We start from the raw sequence: 21,617 nt of genomic DNA, 5'->3' as shown, positions 1-21,617 counted from the left end.
GCGCTTCTCCCCTGCCCTTGAATAATGTTTAGGCCAAACCACGCCCAATTGATTTGCGGCGAGTGTTTCAGGCCCGGCACACCGATTTCAGTTCGCTTTACCGACGAGGAAAACAACAATGTCTCAAACCACCGACCGTCTCTGGGGTGCTCGCTTCAAAAGCGGCCCGTCCGAAGCCCTGGCGGCCTTGTCCCGTTGCCCCGAGCGCTACTTTCGCCTCACCCCGTATGACCTCGCCGGTTCCAAGGCGCATGCCCGTGAATTGCAGCGCGCCGGGCTGTTGAACGAACAAGAAGCCCACACCATGCTTGACGCTCTGGAGCGCATCGGCGATGACTTCCGCGCCGGCAGCATCGCTCCGACCCTGGACGACGAAGACGTCCACACCTTCATCGAACGCCTGCTGACCGAACGCCTCGGCGCCCTCGGTGGCAAGCTGCGCGCCGGCCGTTCACGTAACGACCAGACCGCCAACGACCTGCGCCTGTTCCTGCGTGATCACGTCCGCACCCTGGCCGTTGAAGTCCTGGCCCTGCAACAAGCGCTGGTGGATCAGGCCGAGCAACACATCGAAAGCATCTGCCCGGGGTTCACTCACCTGCAGCAGGCCCAGCCGATCGTTTTCGCCCACCACTTGCTGGCCCACGCCCAATCCATGCTGCGTGACGTGCAACGCCTGGTGGACTGGGACAATCGCACTTCGCTGTCGCCACTGGGCGCGGCGGCCATGGCCGGTTCCGCCATCGCTCGCCTGCCTCAGCAGTCGGCCAAGGAAATGGGTTACAGCGGCGTGTGTGAAAACTCCATCGACGCCGTGGCCAGCCGCGATCACGTTGCCGAGTTCCTGTTCATTGCCAGCATGCTCGGGATCAACATTTCCCGCCTCGCCGAAGAGTTCTGCCTGTGGTCATCGCGGCAATTTCGCTGGGTCGCGCTGGACGATGCCTACGCCACTGGCAGCTCGATCATGCCGCAGAAGAAAAACCCGGACATCGCTGAGCTGGCCCGAGGCAAGGCGGGTCGCTTGATCGGCAACCTAACCGGGCTGCTCTCCACGCTCAAATCCCTGCCACTGTCGTACAACCGCGACTTGAGCGAGGACAAAAACGGCGTGCTCGACAGCGTCGATACCCTGTTGCTGGTGCTGCCAGCCATGGCCGGGATGGTCGCGACCATGAAGGTCAACGTCGAAGAGCTGCGTCGTCAGGCGCCACTGGGCTTCACCCTCGCCACCGAAGTCGCCGACTGGCTGGCCATGCGCGGCGTGCCGTTCAAGGAAGCCCACGAAATCACCGGTGCGCTGGTCCAGGCCTGCGAGAAACACGACATCGAATTGTGGGAAGCCTCGCCGGCGCTGTTGGCCGAAATTGATCCGCGCCTGACCGCAGAAGTGCGCGAGAGCCTGACCCTCGAAGCCGCCATCGCCGCCCGCAGTGGCTGGGGCGGCACCGCACCGCAACAAGTTCGCGAGCAGATCGGCCGGTTGAAAACCGCCCTGGCCGCGCAACACGAATGGACCGAGAACTATCAAGGTTTCCGGCTCTGAGCCAGGACACAAAACCTGTGGGAGCGAGCCTGCTCGCGAAAGCGGTGTGTCATTAAACATTGATGTCGTCTGACACGACCTCTTCGCGAGCAGGCTCGCTCCCACAAGGGAATGTGGTTGGCCTGAATGAACAAGTGTACGGAGAAACAACATGAGCCAGACTCAGGCAGAACGACTCCAGGCGGAGCGCAAACTGGCGGAAAACCAGTTCGATATCACCCAGTACCACCATGTGCCACGGCGTTACTACGGACGGATTTTCTTCGCCACCGTGATCGTCATTGCGATCCTCGGGTTGGTACGGGCCTTCGCCGAAGGCAAGATCGAGTGGTCTTACATCGGCCAGTTCCTCACGTCCCAGGCGATCATGTGGGGTTTGCTCAACACCATCGTCATGGCGGTGCTGGCGATGGTGCTGGGCATTGTGTTCGGGGTGATCACGGCGATCATGCGCATGTCGGCCAACCCGATCCTGCGCTACGTGGCGGTGACCTACACCTGGCTGTTTCGCGGCACGCCACTGATTCTGCAACTGCTGTTGTGGTTCAACCTGGCGCTGATTTTCCCCACCATTGGCATCCCCGGCCTGTTCGAAATGGACACCGTGAGCCTGATGACGCCCTTCGTGGCCGCCCTCCTCGGCTTGAGCATCAACCAGGGCGCCTACACCGCCGAAGTGGTGCGTGCCGGCCTGCTGTCGGTGGACACCGGGCAGTACGAAGCCGCCAAGTCGATTGGCATGCCGCGCCTGCAAGCGTTGCGCCGGATCATCCTGCCGCAAGCCATGCGGGTGATCATTCCGCCGGTCGGCAACGAGTTCATCGGCATGGTGAAGATGACTTCGCTGGCGAGCGTCATCCAGTACTCAGAACTGCTCTACAACGCGCAGAACATCTACTACGCCAACGCCCGGGTCATGGAGCTGCTGATCGTCGCCGGTATCTGGTACCTGGCCACGGTCACCGTCCTGTCCTTCGGTCAAAGCCGTCTGGAGCGTCGTTTCGCTCGCGGCGCCGGCAAGCGTTCTTGAGGAGTTCAACATGAGAAACATCGTCAAGGCCGTGAGCCTGAACAAGTACTACGACCAGTTCCACGCGCTCAAGGACGTCAACATCGAAGTCGAGCAAGGCGAAGTGCTGTGCATCATCGGCCCGTCCGGCTCCGGCAAAAGCACCTTGCTGCGTTGCATCAACCAGCTGGAAAAAATCGACAAGGGCGGCCTGTGGGTCGATGGCGAACTGGTGGGTTACCGCGTCGTCGGCAACAAACTGCACGAGCTCAACGAGTCGCAGATCGCCCGTCAACGCCTGTCCACCGGCATGGTGTTCCAGCGTTTCAACCTGTTCCCGCACATGACCGTGCTGCAAAACATCATCGAAGGGCCGTGCCAGGTGCTCAAGCGTTCGCCCAAAGAGGCGCACGAAGAAGCCGTGGAATTGCTCGCTCGTGTCGGCCTGGCCGACAAGCGCAACAGCTACCCGATCGAACTCTCGGGTGGTCAGCAACAACGGGTGGCCATAGCCCGCGCATTGGCCATGCGGCCCAAGCTGATGCTGTTTGATGAACCCACTTCGGCACTCGACCCGGAACTGGTCGGTGAGGTGCTGTCGGTGATGCGCGACCTCGCGCAAACCGGCATGACCATGATCGTCGTCACCCATGAACTGGGCTTCGCTCGCGAAGTCTCCAACCGCATGGTGTTCATGGACGGCGGGCAGATCGTGGAGGCTGGAAGCCCCGAAGAAATACTAATAAGTCCGCAAAACCCGCGCACCCAAAGCTTCATTTCTGCCGTTCGAACCTAAGCGCCGTTTGGCGCTCACAACACTCATAAGAGAACGACCATGAAGAACCTAGTTATTCCAGCAGTACTCGCCGGCGTTATGGCTTCCGGCTTCACCTGGGCCGCCGAACTACCGGCCAGTATCAAAGCAAAAGGCGAGGTCGTGGTAGCGATCATGCCGAACTACCCGCCGATGGACTTCAAGGACCCGGCCACCAACACCCTCACCGGGCTCGACTACGACCTGGGCAACGCCCTGGCCGAACGTCTGGGCGTGAAGATCAAATGGCAGGAAACCGGCTTCGAGCAAATGATCAATGCGCTGACCACCGACCGCGTGGACATGGTCATGTCGGGCATGACCGACACCGCCGAACGTCAGGCCAGCGTGACCTTCGTCGACTACTTCACCAGCGGTCCGCAGTTCTACACCTTGCAGAAGAACAAGGATTTCAACGAGATCGTTGATTTGTGTGGCAAGAAAGTCGGCACCAGCCGCCGCACCACCTTCCCGGCGGAAATCGCCGAGTGGAGCAAGGCCAACTGCGAAGCCGCCGGCAAGCCTGCGATCAACGTGATCGGCACCGAAGGCTCGGCCGATGCCCGCGCACAATTGCGTCAGAGCCGTATCGACGCGGCCATGCAGGGCAGCGAGACCTTGTCCTACCTGAAGACTCAGGAAAAGGACATGTACAAAACCGTGGGCCTGCCGATCTCCAAGCAGTTCACCGGGCTGGGCGTGAGCAAGAAAAAGCCTGAGTTGAGTGAGGCGGTGAAGGTCGCTTTGCAGAGCATGGTGGATGACGGCAGCTATCAGGCGATCCTGAAGAAGTGGGATCTGGAGTTGGGTGCGATCAAGACTGTGACCATTAACGCCGGGAAGTAATCCGGCACCCAAATCCATTGTGGGAGCGAGCCTGCTCGCGAAGGGGCCCTGTCAGTCAATATTGATGTTGAATGACACACCGCATTCGCGAGCAGGCTCGCTCCCACAGGGGTCGGTGTTTATTTATAAATAGTTGGAGCGCCACGATGTCCTCCTCGCCACAACCCACCTGGCCCAACCAGCACAAAGCCTGCCTCGCCCTGGCCTTCGACCTCGACGGCCCGACCGGCGATGCGATGCTGAATGGCTCGATCTGGCGCAAACCCGAGTACTTCGGTTTCGGCGGTTACGGCCCTTACCGGGCCTTGCCACGAATCCTCGATGTGCTCGATGAGTTCCGGATCCCGACGACGTTCTTCGTCCCGGCCTGGGTCGTGGAGAACTGGCCGAAACAGTGCCAGGCGATTGTCGAGCGCGGGCATGAAGTGGCCTACCACGGCTACAAACACGAATCCTTTTACGCCCTGACGCTGGAACAGCAAAAGGACGTGATGAAGAAATCCCGCGAGATGTTCTGGAAGCACCTGAGCATCCGCGCCGAAGGCTTCCGCACCCCGTCCGGCGACTGGCGGGCCGAAACCCCGGCAATGCTGGTGGAAGCCGGCGTGACCTACTCCAGCAGCATGCGCGGTGATGACCGGCCGTACCTGGTGAAAGTGCCGGGCCACGACACGCCGCTGGTGGAAATCCCCGGTCGCTGGGAAATGGACGACTACGCCTCCCTCGCCTACACCCGCGCGCCGGACTTCCCTTCCGGGCTGGACCGCACCGCCAGCTATGCGCTGACCCTCGATAACTGGTGCCGCGAATACGACGGCGCCATGGACGAAGGGTTGTGCCTGACCACCCTGTTCCACCCCAAGATCACCGGCAAACCGGGACGCATCCTGCTGCTGGAAAAACTCTTCGAACACATGCGCCAGCGCGATGACGTGTGGTTCGCCACCTGCCGCGATGTCGCCCAGTGGTGGCTGAAGGAGCATCACCATGGCTGATTCCACTGTCTGGCCCAAAGGCTACCGCTGCGCCGTGGTACTGACCGTCGATTACAACGACATCCACGGCATTCTCACCCAGGCCCCGGAGGTCGCCGGGCGCGACAAGACGCTGTCGGTCTGGCGCTATGGCACCCAACGCGGCGTAAACCGTTTGCTCGGTTTATTCGAAGAACTGGGGGTTTCCAGCAGCTGGTTTGTTCCCGGTATCGTCGCCGAGGAAAACCCCGGGCACATTCGGGCAATCCAGGCCGGTGGACATGAGATTGCCTGCGCTGGCTATCGCCATCAGCACTACGACACCCTGAATCTCACAGAGCAAAGCGCCGAGATTGCCAAAGGCTGTGAGGTGTTGACCGCGCTGACTGGCCAGCGTCCAACAGGCTTTCGCATCCCGGCCGGCAACGGTGCGCCGGGCTTCATCGAAGCGTTGAAGGATCACGGCATTCGCTGGTCATCGTCGTGGCGCGGCGATGATTTGCCATTCGCTCATCCGACGGCATCCGACGTCATCGAGTTGCCGTTGCACTACGAACTGGAAGACGAACCCTACTTCGCCTTCAACCTCAGCCCGGCCGTGCCGCCGGCGCAATCGCGGATCGCTTCTTACAGTCACACCCTGGGCAACCTGCAAATGGACTTTGCCGGGTTTCACCGGTTCGGGTTGTGTTATGTGCTGCGGCTGCACCCGGAGATCATTGCGACACCCGGGCGGATTGGCGTGTTGCGCGAGTTGCTGGAGGGGATTCAACAGCACGATGACGTATGGATTGCCACGGGCGCTGATGTCGCTCAGTGGTGGGCTGAATCGGCGCTTCCGGTGACTGAGGACCATCCGGCGACTGTGTATGAGCGGCATTATCGGGATTACCTTTCATGAGTGAGCGAATGCAGCGACTGGCGCAGTTCTGCGTCGACACCCGATTCGAAGACTTGCCGCCCGCACTGGTGGCACAAGCCAAGCGGCACATACTCGACACCTTCGGCGCGACGCTGGCCGGGGCTGGCAGCGATGTCGCGAAACAGGCACGCCAGGTGTTCGAGGGTGAAGGCGGGAGCACACTGATCTGGGGCACCGATCAGCGAACCGGCGCGGCTCAGGCCGCCATGCTCAATGGCGTCGCCGCCCATGCCCTGGAACTGGACGACACCGGTGGCTGCGACCATTCCGGCGCAGTGGTGCTGCCCGCGGTCATGGCGGCGGTGTCGATGTCTGGAAAACCGGTGAACGGCCGGGCGTTGATCACGGCCGTGGTGATCGGCTACGAAATCGGCCGCCGGGTGCTGGAAGCCTGCGGCAGTTATTCAGCCCACAACGGCGCCGGCTGGCACTCCACCGCCACCTGCGGCGTGTTCGGCGCGGCGGCGGCCAGTGCGCGAATTCTCGGACTGGATACCGCGCAAACCGTCTCGGCGCTGGGCATTGCCGGCAGTTTCAGTGGCGGGTTGTGGGCGTTTATCCACGACGGTTCGCACAGTAAAAAACTTCACAGTGGTCGTGCCGCCGAGGGCGGATTGCTGGCAGCACGATTCGCCCAACAAGGCATCAGCGGACCGACTCGGTTATTCGATGATGTCTGGGGCGGGTTTCTGAAAACCCTGGCCGGTGTGAACGCACAACCCGACGCGCTGGATGCCGAACTGGGCGTTGTATGGAAACTCGCTCGCTGCTCGATCAAACCTTACGCGGCGTGCCGCGGAACGCATTCGGCAATCGATGCGCTGGGCTTGTTGCTGGATCAGCTGCAGGTCAACGCGGATCAGGTCGAGGATGTTCGGGTGTCGTTGTGCGGGTTTCTGCAGGACATGTGCGGCGGTCGCGACGCCAGCACCCTGGCGGCGGCGCAGATGAGCCTGCCGTATGCCCTCGCCGCGCGGCTGGTCCATGGACATTGCCGGTTGCAGGCATATGACGATGAACAACGAGCCGATCCACGGATTGCTCACTGGATGTCGCGCATCCGTCTTGAAGTGGACCTGCAACTGTCAGAGGATGGCGAGCCCGTCGTCAGCCTGCGGACCGTGGACGGTCGGCAGGCGAGCCTGTGTGTCGACCCGCCACTGGGTGCCCCGCGTAATCCGTTGAGTGATGCGGCGCTGGAAGAGAAGTTTTTCAGTCTGGCGGTGCGGGTGATGCCGCGGGAGCAGGCGCAAGAACTGCTTGAGCAGTTGTGGCGAATTGAAGAATTGGAATCTATAGAGGCTCTGGGTGCATGGCTTGGGGGCTTGGGTGGTCGTTAAAACCACCCCTCACCCCAACCCTCTCCCCAAGGGGGAGAGGGAAAGGGGGCTGATCTTCATGCTCTTCAAACCTGAGTTCGACTCGGAATTCCAGGTCGGTGTAATTCGAAAAACACCTCGATCAGTCCCCTCTACCCTCTGGGGAGAGGGTTAGGGTGAGGGGTGGATCCCAAGCCAAATACCAAAATAAGGACATCCGCACCACCGTGGCCACTTACTCACTCGTTATCCGCCGGTTGATGATCGTTTCGCTGACCATCGTCGTCAGCCGCGCCATCACCAGCCCGTTGCTCACGTTGTTCCTGAGCAACAAACTCGGCCTCAACCAACAGGATGTCGGCTTGCTGCTGGGCATCGCGGTGTTCATCGCCACCCTGCTCGCTCTCTATGGCGGTTACATCATCGACCGCCTCGAGAAACGCCGACTGCTGATCCTCGCGATGCTCTCCAGCGCCATCGGCTTCGTGCTGCTGACCTTCGCCGACAACCTCTACCTGACCACCGCCACCCTGGTGATCACCGAAACCGCCTCGGCGCTGTTCCTGATCGGCTCGAAGGCAATCCTCAGCGAAAACCTGCCCATGGGCCAGCGCGCCAAGGCGTTTTCCCTGCGCTACACCTTGACCAACATCGGCTACGCCACTGGCCCGATGCTGGGCGTGGTGATTGCCGGTGTGTATCCGATTGCACCGTTCCTGATCGCCGGCGGCATCGCGTTCTTCAGTATTTTCCTGATGATCGGAATACCGAAGGACTCGGCGCCGACACCCGCCATCGGCCAACCGCAGAGTTTTCTCAAGACGCTGGTCACCCTGAAAAACGACCGCACGTTGATCATGTTCACCTGCGGCTGCCTGCTCAGTACCGTGGTCCATGGCCGCTTCACCCTGTATCTGTCGCAATACCTGCTGGTGACCCACGACTCCAAACGGGCACTGGAAACCATGGCCGCCCTGCTCGCCTGCAATGCGATCAGCGTGATCTTGCTGCAATACCAGATCGGCCGTTTCCTCAAACGCGAACAATTGCGTTACTGGATCGCGGGCGGCACCAGTCTGTTCATCGTCGGGTTGATCGGTTTCAGCCTGGCCGACAGCCTGGTGTCGTGGTGCGTGGCCATGTTCATCTTCACCCTCGGTGAAATGATCATTTACCCCGCCGAATTCCTCTTCGTCGACACCCTGGCCCCGGAAGAGCTGCGCGGCAGCTACTACGGCGCGCAAAACCTCGCGGCCCTCGGCGGCGCCCTGAGCCCGGTGATTTGCGGTTTCCTGCTGATGCACACCCCCGCACCAACCATGTTTTATGCCCTGAGCGCGCTGACCGCCATGGGCGGTTTTCTGTGTTTCATGAGTGGTCGCCGAGTGGCCTTACAGCAAAATTAATGCACTAAAACTGCATTAATATGAATTTGTCAGCATCAGGAATGGACGGCACACTGTGTCCCGTTCCTCCCCCAATAGTTGGAACAACTTCAAGGGCTTTCTGGGTATCCCAGCTAAGCCTTTTTTTTGCCTCGTTTTTTTCAACGGATCGTCTGCCTCATGTTCGCTCGCTGGTTTCCTGCCGCCATCAACACCCGCCCCTCCGAATGGAGCCGCGCCGCCATCGGCATGTCCTTGGGCACGATGTTCAGCGTCTGGCTCTGCAGCCAGGTATTCGGCATGCCAGTGGCGCAGCATCTGATCGGTCCGCTGGGCGCATCGGCCGTGTTGCTGTTCGCCGTGTCCTCCGGTGCCCTCGCCCAGCCCTGGTCGATTCTTGGCGGCTACCTCAGCGCCGGGGTGGTTTCGCTGCTGGTCGCTCACGTGCTCGGACGAACCCTCGGCAGCGCTTGCCTGGCGGCCGGCATGGCGCTGATTCTGATGTGCTGGCTGCGTTGCCTGCACCCACCGGCCGGGGCCTTGGCGCTGCTGTTGGTATTGGCAGACCCGGCGACCATTGCCCTGGACTGGAAAGCCCTCGGCCCAGTGATGCTCAGCGGATCGACCATGCTGCTCAGCGCCCTGGCCTACAACAACCTGACGCGCATTCGTTACCCAAAACGCGCCAGCGAACCAGTGTCCAGGGTGCCGGCCGACCACCCGCCCACCGACAACCAGGCGATCACCGCCCAGGACCTGAAACTGGCCCTGGCGGACATGGAAGCCTTCTTCGACGTCACCCCTGAAGACCTCGAACAGCTGATCCATGCCAGTGAGTTGCATGCCAAACGGCGCAGTATTGGTGAAGTCCTTCGAAGCAGAACCTGACAGCGCCCCGGTCCTTGTAGCAGCTGCCGAGCCTGCGAGGCTGCGTTATGGCAAAGGATTGATCAGGCTGCGGACAATTGCCTTGCAGGCACTGCCAGACTCACCGCGCGCACCGATGAACCGGCACTCAACCCCAAACTCCTCGCAGTCTGTGCATCGACTATCAACGTACCGGCAGCCACCCGAGCCGGTGCCGCGGTAATCCGGCACTCGGCGAATTGACGGTTATGAATCAGGTAAGTCGCCGCCTGCTCCCCCGGAGTGCCGATGCTCAGTTGTAGCACCTGACTGTCACGCACCGCGCGGATGTCGCCGGTGGCGCATTCGATCAGCGGGCCGCCATCGAAGATGTCGATGTAGTCGCGGTGCTCGAATCCTTCGGCCTTGAGCATGCCCAACGCCGGTTCGGTATTGGGGTGAACACGACCGATGACCGTTCGCGCCGCTTCCGGCAACAGGCAGGTCGGCAGCGGAAACTTGGGCATCAGCTCGGCGATGAAGGTCTTGTTACCCAGCCCGGTCAGGTAGTCGGCATCGGCAAAGTCCATCTTGAAGAAGTGCCGGCCCAGGCCTTCCCAGAACGGTGAAACGCCCTCTTCGTCCGAGTAGCCGCGCATCTCGGCGATGACTTTCTCCCCGAAATACTGACGAAATTCCGCCAGAAACAGGAACCGTGCCTTGGACAGCAAGCGCCCGTTCAGACCGCTGCGGTGATCGGCATGCAGAAACAGCGAACACAGTTCCGAATGACCGGTCATGTCGTTACCGAGGAACAATGTCGGCAGCTGCTGATTGATCCCGAGGTTTTTCGAGGCCGCGACAAACAGGCCCAGCCGATAGTTGTACCAGGGCTCACGCAGGCCGACAGCACCGGCCAGTGCGCAAATGCCGATGGCTTCATGCTGGTCATTTTCGAGCACAAACAGGTAATCGGCATCGGCGCGCTTGGCCTCGCCTGCGAACGTTTTCGCGGCCCACTCCAGACGCTGACGCAGACGCCCCGCGTCGGCCGGCAAGGTGGTCAAACCGGTTCCGGCGCTATGGGCCAGGGCTAACAGTGCCGGCAGGTCTGCCGGTGTGGCTGGACGAACGATCATCGCATTTACTCCTGGGTTGCCAGATGTTTGGACAGAAAGACCTCGGCCAACATGCAGCGCGCGCTGCCGCCGCCGATGCGTTCGATGGTGTCGATATTCACGGGGAGTGGCGTGGTGTGGGTTTCGATCAGGCGACGCTGAGCGGCATCCAGCGATTGCCAGGCCGTGCGCGACATCACCAGCAAGGGTTCGCCCGCAGCGTTGTGGACTTCCAGCATGTTGCCGGCGAAAGATTCCAGTTGCGCCCAGTTCAAGGCAATCACCTGCTTGCCGCTGTCTTCCAGGCGTTTACGCAGGGCCAGGCGTTCGACCGGCTGAGTGACCGACGCCAGGCACGCTACGGCCAGGCGCGTGCCGACACTCATCATCACGTTAGTGTGGTAAATCGCGACGCCCTGGCGGTCCACTGCATTGAATGCGCACAGCTCGTAACCCAAATGACTGACCACCTGGTCCAGGGCACGGGTATGGGTGCGGGTGGAATAACCGGCGTAGCAAATCCGCTGCTGACGATCCAGCACCATGCTGCCGGTGCCTTCGAGGAACACTTCCTGCTGTTCGAGGCTGGAAAGGTCCAGCAACTGCTCGACCCGGTACTCGTCCCTCAGCCAGTCGAGCACGCCTTTGTCACGCTCCAGACGCCGGTTGTGGCCCTGCATCGGGTACAGCACCAAGGTGCCGTCGGGATGGCTGCTCCACCAATTATTGGGGAAGATCGAATCCGGGGTATGCGGTGCTTCGCGGTCGTTGTGCACCATGACTTCGACGCCGTGGCTGCGCAGCGCGGTAACGTAACCATCGAACTCTTGCAGGGCCTTTTGCTGAACGTCTTCGCTGACGTCGGCCGGTTGCTGGAAACGGTTGTTCGCCGCCGTGTCCTGATTGAAGGAGAAACGTGTCGGGCGAATCATCAAAACGGTATTGGTGGTTTGCATGGGCACAGATTCAATGAGGGTTAAGAGGTACTCATTGTCTGTTTCGCAGGTTGAAAAACCCGGTTGATAAGTGGCTGCGGCGTGATGAAAACGGCTGAAAAACGTGTGTGGCTCAGCCGATTCGGTGAGTGCCGAAAAGCAAAAGATCGCAGCCTTCGGCAGCTCCTACATAGACCGCGTGAAAACCCGATCCTGTAGGAGCTGCCGAAGGCTGCGATCTTTTGATCTTGATCTTGCTTCTATTCCATCGTGGTCTTGACCATCGCCAATTCCGGATGGCTGACCAACTTGTCGATGTGCAAATCCGGGTCATCGAACCAGACTTCGGTCAGCACCCGATAGTGCTCCATGTCCCGGCAACGCATGCGCAAGCTGTAGTCGAACGCACCGCTGATCAACCGACATTCCAGCACCTGCGGGCAGGCGCGGACCTTGGCTTCGAACGCCTTTTGTGCCGCCCGCCCACTCTGGTTCGACAACGCAACCAGTACCAGCAACGACAAGCCTGGCGTCAGTTTCTTTTCATCGAGAATCGCGCCATACCCACGAATGACCCCGAGCTGTTCGAGTTTGCGCACCCGTTCCAGGCAGGGCCTGGGGGTAAGATGCACACGTTCGGAAAGCTTTTGATAAGTGATGCGCCCTTCGTGGCGCAGCACTTCGATGATTGCCTGATCGATACGATCAAGCACGATCGACAGATCGCGGATATCCGCCATGTACGTCTTGCCTCACTTCAAACGACCCGATAGAAATTGCTGCAAACGTTCACTTTTTGGCTGGTCGAGGATCGTAGCATCACCCTGCTCCTCGACCTTTCCCTGATGCAAGAACAACACCTGGCTGGAAACCTGCCGGGCAAACCCCATCTCGTGCGTCACCATCAACATGGTACGGCCTTCTTCGGCCAGCGCCTGAATTACCTTGAGCACCTCACCCACCAATTCCGGATCGAGTGCCGAGGTCGGCTCGTCGAACAACAGAATCTCCGGTTCCACCGCCAGGGCACGCGCGATCGCCACCCGCTGTTGCTGTCCACCGGACAGAAATGCCGGGTATTGATCGGCCACTCGTTGCGGCAGACCGACCTTGTCCAGATAGGCCCGCGCACTCTCTTCGGCGGCCTTGCGGCTAATCCCCAGCACCCGGCACGGCGCCAGCACGATGTTCTCCAGCACCGTCAGATGGCTCCACAAATTGAAATGCTGGAACACCATTGCCAGGCGCGTGCGCAAACGCTGCAATTGCGCCGGATGCGCGACGCGCATGCCACCGGCACCCGGGCGGGTGATGACGCGCTCGCCGTCCAGCTCAATGGCGCCTTCATCCGCGCGCTCCAGAAAGTTGATGCAGCGCAGCATCGTGCTTTTACCCGAACCGCTGGCGCCGATCATGCTCACCACATCGCCTGCCCGTGCATTCAACGAGACGCCCTTGAGCACTTCGTTGTCACCAAAACGTTTATACAGATTTTCAACCGTGAGTTTGTACATGTCAGCACTCCTGGAGCGGCGCGCCTGGCGGCACCGCTCTGGATAAAAAATGGGGTTCAGTGAGTCGGGCCGAGAAAACTCAGCCAGCGCTTCTCTGCCAGGCGGAAGGCTCCGACCAGACCGAACGACAGTGCGAGGTACAGCAGGCCGGCGATGCCGAAGGCCTGGAAGGTCATGAAAGTCGCGGCATTGGCGTCCCGGGCGATTTTCAGGATGTCCGGAATGGTGGCGGTGAACGCCACAGAGGTCGCGTGCAACATCAGGATCACTTCGTTGCTGTAATACGGCAGTGCCCGGCGCAATGCCGAAGGCAGAATCAGCCGCAGGTAAAGGCGCCAGCCACTCAAGCCATAAGCATGGGCGGCCTCGATTTCACCGTAGGGAATGCTGCGAATCGCCCCGGCGAAGATTTCCACGGTGTAGGCACAGGTGTTGAGCGTGAACGCGAGCAAGGTGCAATTCATCGCATCGCGGAAAAATGCTTCGAGCAGCGGTTGCGAGCGCACCACCGCGATGCCGTAGATCCCGCTGTAGCAAATCAGCAACTGGATATACAGCGGCGTACCGCGAAACACATAAGTGAACAGCTGAACCGGCCAGCGCAGCAGGCCCCAGCGCGAGGTGCGCATGATCGCCAAAGGCAACGACAGGAAGAACCCCATCACAATACTCGCCACCAGCAACCACAAGGTCATGGCCAACCCGGTGAGGCTGTAGCCGTCGCTGAACAGAAAGGGTTTCCAGTATTCGGCAATCAACTCGATCATCGTGCCATCCCCCGCACACCCTGGTTATAGCGCCGTTCCAGCACGCGCAAAACGTAGTTCGAAGCACTGGTGATCAGCAAATACAACGCCGCTGCCAGCAGCAGGAAATCGAGCATATTGAAGGTGCTTTTACCGGCTTCCTGCGCGACTTTGACCAGGTCGGACAAACCGATGATCGACACCAGCGCCGTGGCCTTGAGCAGTACCAGCCAGTTATTGCCGAGGCTCGGCAAGGCGAAACGCATCATTTGCGGGAACACCACGAAGCGAAACCGCTGCCAGCGATTCAGCCCAAAGCACGCGGCGGCTTCCTGCTGGCCACGCGGCACGCTCAAAATCGCCCCGCGAAAGGTCTCGGTGAAATAGGCGCCGTAGATAAAGCCGAGGGTGATGACGCCAGCCACAAACGGGTCGATTTCCATGTAGGGCCAGTCCATCGCCTCGGTCAGGCCACTCAGCCAGCCTTGCAGGCTGTAGAAAATCAGCAGCATCAGCACCAGGTCCGGTACACCGCGAATCAGCGTCGTGTAGAAGGTCGCTGGCAGGTTCAACAGCTTCAGCGGCGACAGTTTCGCCGCCGCGCCGAGCAGGCCCAGCGCCATGCTCACCAGCAGCGAGAGCGCTGACAATTTCAGAGTGACCCAGGTGCCGTGCAGCAACAAAGGGCCATAGCCTTGCAGGGCCGAGAGATCGACCCCGATCAGATTCAGGAAGGAGTTCACGTCAGTCACCTGTCTTGAGGCGCCCGCGCTCAAGCGCTGCGCCTGTTACCAGGACGCAGCCTTCGGGGCGCGGGGATCAGTTGTTGTAGAGGTCCAGATCGCCGAAGTGTTTCTGCTGGATCTGCGCGTAGATACCCTTGTCATGCAGGGCTTTGATGGCGGCATTGAGCATGCCTTTGAGTTCTTCGTTGTCCTTGCGCACGCCGATGGCGATGTCGGATGGGACCAACGGGTCGCTGATGCCTTCACTGTTCTTGAAGTCAGCCCCTTGGGGGGAAGTCAAGAAGCTCATTTGCGCCTGCATCTTGTCCTGGATCGAGGCGTCGAGGCGACCAAATACCAGGTCGGCGTAGACCTGATCCTGATTCTGATAGGCCCGCAGTTTCACGCCGCCGGGTGCCAGTTTGGCCTTGGCGTAGGTTTCCTGAATCGTGCCCTGCATGTAACCGATGGTCTTGCCCTGCAGCGACTCGGCAGTGGGCAACAGGCCGGAATCCTTGCGAGTGACGATGGCGGTCGGCCCGGCGTACAGGCGATCAGTGAAGTCGATCTGTTTTTTACGCGTATCGGTCACCGTCATCGACGACTCGATGGCATCGAACTTACCCGCCTTGAGGGCGGGAATCAGCCCGTCGAAGTCATTGCTGACCCACACGCATTTCACCTTCAATTCGGCGCAGATCGCGTTGCCCAAATCCACGCCAAAGCCCTGCACGCCGCCATCGGCGGTGGTGGACTCAAAAGGCGGGTAGCTCGGGTTGACGCCGAATCGCAGCTCTTTCCATTCCTTGGCACTGGCGCCGGTGGTGCAGCACAGCAATGCGATTGCCGGCAAGGTCAGCCATTTGATGTTGATCATCTTCTTGAGTCCCGGATTATTTGGATTTATCGCGGTCTGGCGCCTGCGCCTAACCACACTTTTTGACAGGGGCAGAGAGTCGATGCGGTATTCACCGCAGCCGTATTTGTTGTTGTTTTCGACCGGCCCGAGCCAGTCGTCGGAGTGCAGTCCGTTCCACGCGCATCGTCGCGAGCGCTTGAAATGGACCGTCAGAATGCCAATTGCCAGGCCGGTGCAGGTGTCGTAAGTCCCTGTTCTGACAGCCCAACTGCGCTGAACGAAGGCCTTTCACAGCCGATTCTGTCGTCGGTTATCCGATGGAGCGGAAGATCAAAAGATCGCAGCCTGCGGCAGCTCCTACGCAATCAATGTTCATCCGCAATATCGCGGTGAGACACGGCTCTTTAGGAGCTGCCGCAGGCTGCGATCTTTTGATCTTGCTTTAAGGCAAAAACGCAAACTAACCCTGCACATATGCCGGTTGTACATCACAAATTTGCACTGGTACGATCCAGCATCGCTCGCGCGCGAGCTTCTCTATAAAGAACAATAAAAGCAGGGAGTTAGTGATGACTGCTCAGGTTTCATCGAAGGGGACTTCGTCCATGGATGCCACGCAAAACGAAGTGCTGGCCGAGGTTCGCAACCACATCGGTCACCTGACCCTCAATCGCCCCGCCGGCCTCAACGCCATTACCCTGGACATGGTGCGCAACCTGCAGCGTCAGCTCGACGCCTGGGCGCTGGATCCGCACGTACACGCGGTGGTATTGCGCGGTGCCGGCGAGAAGGCGTTCTGTGCCGGCGGCGACATCCGTTCGCTGTACGACAGCTTCAAAAACGGCGACACGCTGCACGAAGATTTCTTCGTCGAGGAATACGCCCTCGACCTCGCGATTCACCATTACCGCAAACCTGTACTCGCCTTGATGGACGGTTTTGTCCTGGGTGGCGGCATGGGCCTGGTGCAAGGCGCTGACTTGCGGGTAGTCACCGAGAAAAGCCGTCTGGCAATGCCGGAAGTGGCAATCGGTTATTTCCCGGATGTCGGTGGAAGCCATTTCCTGCCGCGCGTTCCCGGTGAACTGGGGATTTACCTCGGCGTCAGCGGCGTGCAGATCCGTGCGGCCGATGCGCTCTATTGCGGCCTGGCCGACTGGTACCTGGAAAGCGACAAACTGGGCATTCTGGACGAGCAACTCGATCAGCTCGAATGGCATGAAACACCGTTGAAGGACCTTCAAGGTCTGCTGGCGAATCTCGCCGTGCAACAACTGCCGGCTGCTCCTTTGGCGGCGTTGCGCCCGGCCATCGATCACTTCTTCGCCCTGCCCGATGTGCCGGGTATTGTTGAGCAACTGCGTGAAGTAACGGTCGCCGACAGCCACGAGTGGGCCACGACCACCGCCGACCTGCTGGAAAGCCGTTCACCGCTGGCCATGGGCGTGACCCTGGAAATGCTCCGTCGCGGCCGGCATCTGAGTCTGGAAGACTGCTTCGCCCTTGAGCTGCACCTGGACCGTCAGTGGTTCGAGCGCGGCGACCTGATCGAAGGCGTGCGCGCCTTGCTGATCGACAAAGACAAGAAACCGCGCTGGAACCCGCCGACCTTGCAGGCGCTGGACGCCGAGCACGTCGCGAGTTTCTTCACGGGTTTTGACCAACGCGGGAGCTGAGCCATGCACGATATCGAATTGAGCGAAGAGCAAGTGATGATCCGCGACATGGCCCGGGACTTTGCCCGCGGCGAAATCGCGCCCCACGCACAAGCCTGGGAAAAGGCCGGCTGGATCGATGACGGTCTGGTGGCGAAGATGGGTGAACTGGGCCTGTTGGGCATGGTGGTGCCCGAAGAATGGGGCGGTACCTATGTCGACTACGTCGCCTACGCCTTGGCCGTGGAAGAGATTTCGGCCGGTGACGGCGCCACTGGCGCACTGATGAGCATTCACAACTCCGTGGGCTGCGGTCCCGTCCTCAACTACGGCACTGAAGAACAGAAACAGACCTGGCTGCCGGATCTGGCCAGCGGTCAGGCCATCGGCTGCTTCTGCCTGACCGAACCCCAGGCCGGCTCCGAAGCCCACAACCTGCGTACCCGCGCCGAACTGCGCGATGGCCAGTGGGTGATCAACGGCGCCAAGCAATTCGTCAGCAATGGCAAACGGGCGAAACTGGCCATCGTGTTTGCGGTGACCGATCCGGACCTGGGCAAGCGCGGCATCTCGGCATTCCTGGTGCCGACCAATACAGCGGGTTTCATCGTTGATCGCACCGAACACAAAATGGGTATTCGCGCCTCCGATACCTGCGCGGTGACCCTGAGCAACTGCACGATTCCCGAAGCCAACCTGTTGGGTGAGCGCGGCAAAGGACTGGCGATTGCCCTGTCGAACCTCGAAGGCGGCCGCATCGGCATCGCGGCGCAGGCGCTGGGCATTGCCCGCGCGGCATTTGAAGCGGCGCTGGCCTACTCACGGGATCGGGTGCAGTTCGACAAACCGATCATCGAGCACCAAAGCATTGCCAACATGCTGGCCGACATGCACACCCGGTTGAACGCGGCACGACTGTTGATCCTGCATGCCGCGCGGTTGCGCAGTGCCGGCAAGCCGTGTCTGTCGGAGGCTTCACAGGCGAAGCTGTTTGCATCCGAGATGGCCGAGAAAGTGTGTTCGTCGGCGATGCAGATTCACGGCGGGTATGGGTATCTGGAGGATTACCCGGTGGAGCGTTACTACCGGGATGCGCGGATCACGCAGATTTATGAAGGGTCGAGCGAGATACAGCGGATGGTGATTGCTCGGGAGTTGAAGCACTACCTGGTTTGAAGCCCTGAAAAGCTTCGCGAGCAGGCTCGCTCCCACAGTGGATCTCCAATGTTTATGAGATCCCTTGTGGGAGCGAGCCTGCTCGCGAAGGCGTCGGTGAGGACGCTACATTACTTGCCTTGGAATTCGGCTTCACGCTTGGCAATAAACGCCGCCATCCCTTCCTTCTGATCCTGCGTCGCAAACGCAGCATGGAACACCCGACGCTCAAAGCGCACACCTTCCGACAGGCTCACTTCAAACGCGCGGTTGACGCTTTCCTTGATCATCATTGCAATCGGCAACGACTTCCTGGCAATCAGCGCCGCGACTTTCAACGCTTCTTCCAGCAACTCATCGGCCGGAACAATCCGCGCGACAATCCCGCAACGCTCCGCTTCCACCGCATCGATCAGTCGACCGCTGAGGCACATTTCCATGGCCTTGGCCTTGCCCACCGCGCGGGTCAGGCGCTGGGTGCCGCCCATGCCCGGCAGTACGCCGAGGTTGATTTCCGGCTGACCGAATTTGGCGTTGTCGCCGGCCAGGATGAAGTCGCACATCAGCGCCAGTTCACAACCACCGCCCAAGGCGAAACCGTTGACGGCGGCAATGATCGGCTTGCGGCGGTTAGCCACGCGATCGCTGTCGCTGAACAGGTCGTCGAGGTAGATCTGCGGGTAGGTCAGTTCGGCCATTTCCTTGATGTCGGCGCCGGCGGCGAAGGCCTTTTTCGAGCCGGTCAGCACGATGCAGCCGATGTTCGAATCGGCCTCCAGGCCATCGAGGGCCTGGTTCAGCTCGCTGACAATTTGCGCGTTCAACGCATTCAGCGCTTGCGGACGGTTCAGGGTGATCAGGCCCACACGACCGTGGGTTTCCAGCAAAATCGTTTCGTAACTCACAGATGACTCCTTCTTAAAGATTGCGCGAAATAACCATGCGCTGAATATCGCTGGTGCCTTCGTAGATCTGGCAGACCCGCACGTCGCGGTAGATCCGTTCCAGCGGGAAATCGTTCAAGTAACCGTAACCGCCGAGGGTTTGCAAGGCCGCGGAGCAGACTTTCTCAGCCATTTCCGAGGCGAACAGTTTGGCCATGGACGCTTCGACCAAGGCCGGTTTACCGCTGTCTCTTAATGCCGCAGCGTAATGCACCATTTGCCGGGCCACGGCAATTTGGGTTGCCATGTCCGCCAGGCGGAACGCGACCGCTTGATGCTCGATGATTGGTTTGCCAAAGCTTTCGCGCTCGCGGGCATAGTCGCGGGCCGCTTCGAACGCAGCACGGGCCATGCCGACCGATTGCGATGCGATGCCGACACGGCCGCCTTCGAGGTTGGCCAAGGCGATTCGATAACCTTCGCCCTCCTCGCCCAAGCGGTTGGCCACCGGCACCTTCACGTCTTCGAACAGGATCTGGCAGGTGTCGGAGGCGTGCTGGCCGAGTTTGTCTTCGACCCGCGCAACTTTGTAGCCCGGCGAATCGGTCGGTACGATCAATGCGGTGATGCCACGCTTGCCGGCACTCGGATCAGTCACGGCGAACACGATCACCACCCCGGCGTTCTGCCCGGAGGTGATGAACTGCTTGCAGCCGTTCAACACGTAGTGATCGCCTTCCAGACGCGCGCGGGTTTTCAGGCCGCTGGCGTCGGAGCCGGCCTGCGGTTCGGTCAAGGCAAAAGCCCCGAGCATCGAGCCGCTGGCCAACGGTTTGAGAAAGCGTTCTTTCTGGTCGTCGTTGCCGTACTTGAGAATCGGCACGCAACCCACCGAGTTGTGCACGCTCATGATGGTCGAGCATGAGCCGTCGCCGGCCGCGATTTCTTCCAGGGCCATGGCGTAGGCCAGGTAGCCGGTATCGCAACCGCCCCACTCTTCCGGCACCAACATGCCGAAGAAGCCCAATTCCGCCATTTCGCCGATGGCTTCCTTGGGGAAGCGATGTTCGCGATCCCACTCGGCGGCGAACGGTTTCAGCCGTTCCTGGGCAAACTGCCGGGCCGCGTCGCTGATCTGAAGTTGTTCGTCAGTCGGGAGCATAGTGATTCCTTAGTACAGGCATTCAACGGCCATGGCCGTGGCTTCACCGCCGCCGATGCAGATTGCTGCAACGCCGCGTTTCAGGCCTTTCTGGCGCAGGGCCGAGAGCAAGGTCACGAGGATCCGCGCGCCGGACGCACCGATCGGGTGGCCGAGGGCGCAAGCGCCGCCGTGAACGTTGACCTTCTCGTGAGGGATTTCCAGTTTGGTCATGGTGACCAGACTGACCACGGCGAAGGCTTCGTTGACTTCGACCAGATCGACTTCGGCCAGGGACCAGCCGGTTTTCTTCATCAGCTTCTCGATCGCGCCCACCGGTGCCACCGGGAACAGGCCCGGGGTGTCGGCAAACGCCGCGTGGCCGTGAATCACCGCCAGCGGTTTCAGGCCGCGCTTTTCAGCTTCGGATCGGCGCATCAACACCAGTGCCGCAGCACCATCGGAGATCGAGCTGGAGTTCGCCGCCGTCACCGTGCCGCCGTCGCGGAACGCCGGTTTCAAGGAAGCGATCTTGTCCAGTTTGGCTTTCGGTGGCTGTTCGTCGTTGCTGATCAGCACCTGCTCTTTGCCGACGGTCACGGTGAGCGGCACGATCTCGTCTTTGAAGCTGCCGTCCTTGATCGCCTGCTGTGCGCGGGTGGTCGAGGCAATGGCAAACGCGTCCTGGGCTTCACGGGTGAAACCGTTGGTTTCCGCGCAATCCTCGGCGTAGGTGCCCATCAGGCGACCTTTGTCGTAAGCGTCTTCCAGGCCGTCGAGGAACATGTGATCCAGCACACGACCGTGGCCCATGCGGTAACCGCTGCGGGCGCGGTCCAGCAGATACGGCGCGTTGGACATGCTTTCCATGCCGCCGGCGACAACCACATCGGCGCTGCCGGCCACCAGCATGTCGTGGGCCAGAATGGCCGCTTCCATGCCCGAACCGCACATCTTGTTCAGGGTGGTGCAGCGGGTCGATTTATCCAGCCCGGCGCCCAATGCAGCCTGGCGCGCCGGCGCCTGGCCGAGGCCGGCGGACAGGACGCAACCGAACAACACTTCTTCAACCGAGTCTGGCGCCACACCGGCGCGTTCGACGGCGGCGCGAATCGCCGCAGCGCCGAGTTGCGGTGCGGTCAGGCTTTTCAGTTCGCCCTGAAAACCGCCCATCGGGGTGCGGACGGCGCTGACGATAACAATGGGATCGTTAGAAATAGTCAT

General features: G+C 60.5%; 21 protein-coding genes. 11 read left to right on the top strand and 10 right to left on the bottom strand.

Going from position 1 to position 21,617, the window contains the following annotated elements:
• Window positions 1–118: 118 nt before the first annotated feature.
• From argH to JFU47_RS03670, 9 genes are all read left to right on the top strand, one after another.
• A complete protein-coding gene (gene argH / locus JFU47_RS03710) occupies window positions 119–1,546 on the top strand; it encodes an argininosuccinate lyase (protein ID WP_201180998.1) in 1,428 nt (475 codons plus the stop codon).
• 151 nt (window positions 1,547–1,697) lie between these two features.
• Complete coding sequence (locus JFU47_RS03705) at window positions 1,698–2,576, top strand: amino acid ABC transporter permease (protein WP_140894968.1); 879 nt, start codon at window positions 1,698–1,700, stop codon at window positions 2,574–2,576.
• Between the two features lie 10 nt (window positions 2,577–2,586).
• Window positions 2,587–3,351: an amino acid ABC transporter ATP-binding protein gene (locus tag JFU47_RS03700; RefSeq protein ID WP_140678894.1), complete on the top strand. Its 765-nt coding sequence runs from the start codon at window positions 2,587–2,589 to the stop codon at window positions 3,349–3,351.
• A 39-nt stretch (window positions 3,352–3,390) separates the two neighbouring features.
• Entirely contained in the window at window positions 3,391–4,215 is an 825-nt protein-coding gene (locus tag JFU47_RS03695; RefSeq protein WP_201180995.1) for an ABC transporter substrate-binding protein, read from the top strand.
• A 146-nt stretch (window positions 4,216–4,361) separates the two neighbouring features.
• Window positions 4,362–5,210, top strand: a complete 849-nt coding sequence (locus tag JFU47_RS03690; RefSeq protein ID WP_201180993.1) for a polysaccharide deacetylase family protein — start codon at window positions 4,362–4,364, stop codon at window positions 5,208–5,210.
• A complete protein-coding gene (locus JFU47_RS03685) occupies window positions 5,203–6,090 on the top strand; it encodes a polysaccharide deacetylase family protein (protein WP_201180991.1) in 888 nt (295 codons plus the stop codon). Before JFU47_RS03690 ends, JFU47_RS03685 begins: the two co-directional genes overlap by 8 nt.
• A complete protein-coding gene (locus JFU47_RS03680; RefSeq protein ID WP_201180989.1) occupies window positions 6,087–7,451 on the top strand; it encodes an MmgE/PrpD family protein in 1,365 nt (454 codons plus the stop codon). Before JFU47_RS03685 ends, JFU47_RS03680 begins: the two co-directional genes overlap by 4 nt.
• A gap of 206 nt (window positions 7,452–7,657) precedes the next feature.
• Window positions 7,658–8,836: an MFS transporter gene (locus JFU47_RS03675; RefSeq protein ID WP_201180987.1), complete on the top strand. Its 1,179-nt coding sequence runs from the start codon at window positions 7,658–7,660 to the stop codon at window positions 8,834–8,836.
• Window positions 8,837–8,995: 159 nt separating this feature from the next.
• Window positions 8,996–9,703, top strand: a complete 708-nt coding sequence (locus JFU47_RS03670; protein ID WP_201180985.1) for an HPP family protein — start codon at window positions 8,996–8,998, stop codon at window positions 9,701–9,703.
• A gap of 62 nt (window positions 9,704–9,765) precedes the next feature.
• Here JFU47_RS03670 and astA read toward each other — a convergent pair whose 3' ends face one another.
• From astA to JFU47_RS03635, 7 genes are all read right to left on the bottom strand, one after another.
• Complete coding sequence (gene astA, locus JFU47_RS03665) at window positions 9,766–10,800, bottom strand: arginine N-succinyltransferase (protein WP_201180983.1); 1,035 nt, start codon at window positions 10,798–10,800, stop codon at window positions 9,766–9,768.
• A 5-nt stretch (window positions 10,801–10,805) separates the two neighbouring features.
• Window positions 10,806–11,735 carry a citrulline utilization hydrolase CtlX gene (gene ctlX, locus JFU47_RS03660; RefSeq protein ID WP_201180973.1) on the bottom strand — a complete coding sequence of 310 codons (930 nt, stop codon included), beginning with the start codon at window positions 11,733–11,735 and terminating at the stop codon, window positions 10,806–10,808.
• Between the two features lie 239 nt (window positions 11,736–11,974).
• The gene (locus JFU47_RS03655; RefSeq protein ID WP_007974731.1) at window positions 11,975–12,454 is read right to left on the bottom strand and encodes an Lrp/AsnC family transcriptional regulator; all 480 of its coding nucleotides are present in this window, start codon (window positions 12,452–12,454) and stop codon (window positions 11,975–11,977) included.
• Between the two features lie 12 nt (window positions 12,455–12,466).
• The gene (locus JFU47_RS03650) at window positions 12,467–13,228 is read right to left on the bottom strand and encodes an ABC transporter ATP-binding protein (protein ID WP_008155281.1); all 762 of its coding nucleotides are present in this window, start codon (window positions 13,226–13,228) and stop codon (window positions 12,467–12,469) included.
• Window positions 13,229–13,284: 56 nt separating this feature from the next.
• Complete coding sequence (locus JFU47_RS03645) at window positions 13,285–13,995, bottom strand: ABC transporter permease (protein WP_008155279.1); 711 nt, start codon at window positions 13,993–13,995, stop codon at window positions 13,285–13,287.
• On the bottom strand, window positions 13,992–14,717 hold the full coding sequence (locus tag JFU47_RS03640; RefSeq protein ID WP_140678911.1) for an ABC transporter permease: 726 nt from the start codon (window positions 14,715–14,717) through the stop codon (window positions 13,992–13,994). Before JFU47_RS03640 ends, JFU47_RS03645 begins: the two co-directional genes overlap by 4 nt.
• A 76-nt stretch (window positions 14,718–14,793) precedes the next feature.
• Window positions 14,794–15,576, bottom strand: a complete 783-nt coding sequence (locus JFU47_RS03635) for a transporter substrate-binding domain-containing protein (protein WP_207202844.1) — start codon at window positions 15,574–15,576, stop codon at window positions 14,794–14,796.
• Window positions 15,577–16,127: 551 nt separating this feature from the next.
• Between JFU47_RS03635 and JFU47_RS03630 the strand changes: the two genes are divergently transcribed.
• Both JFU47_RS03630 and JFU47_RS03625 read left to right on the top strand, forming a co-directional pair.
• Window positions 16,128–17,234 (top strand): enoyl-CoA hydratase/isomerase family protein, encoded by a 1,107-nt coding sequence (locus JFU47_RS03630; RefSeq protein ID WP_201180971.1) that lies wholly within the window; start codon window positions 16,128–16,130, stop codon window positions 17,232–17,234.
• Between the two features lie 3 nt (window positions 17,235–17,237).
• Window positions 17,238–18,389, top strand: a complete 1,152-nt coding sequence (locus JFU47_RS03625; protein ID WP_140894976.1) for an acyl-CoA dehydrogenase family protein — start codon at window positions 17,238–17,240, stop codon at window positions 18,387–18,389.
• Between the two features lie 110 nt (window positions 18,390–18,499).
• Here JFU47_RS03625 and JFU47_RS03620 read toward each other — a convergent pair whose 3' ends face one another.
• From JFU47_RS03620 to JFU47_RS03610, 3 genes are read right to left on the bottom strand one after another with little or no spacing between them, the layout of a single operon-like run.
• Window positions 18,500–19,273 carry an enoyl-CoA hydratase gene (locus JFU47_RS03620; RefSeq protein ID WP_201180969.1) on the bottom strand — a complete coding sequence of 258 codons (774 nt, stop codon included), beginning with the start codon at window positions 19,271–19,273 and terminating at the stop codon, window positions 18,500–18,502.
• 13 nt (window positions 19,274–19,286) lie between these two features.
• On the bottom strand, window positions 19,287–20,414 hold the full coding sequence (locus JFU47_RS03615; protein WP_201180967.1) for an acyl-CoA dehydrogenase: 1,128 nt from the start codon (window positions 20,412–20,414) through the stop codon (window positions 19,287–19,289).
• A 9-nt stretch (window positions 20,415–20,423) separates the two neighbouring features.
• Entirely contained in the window at window positions 20,424–21,617 is a 1,194-nt protein-coding gene (locus tag JFU47_RS03610) for an acetyl-CoA C-acyltransferase (protein ID WP_201180965.1), read from the bottom strand.

The organism is Pseudomonas sp. TH39(2020) (assembly GCF_016650715.1).
GTDB lineage: Bacteria > Pseudomonadota > Gammaproteobacteria > Pseudomonadales > Pseudomonadaceae > Aquipseudomonas > Aquipseudomonas mandelii_C.
Note: the sequence above shows the minus strand (reverse complement) of the source record. Positions and strands in the feature narration are given on the sequence as shown.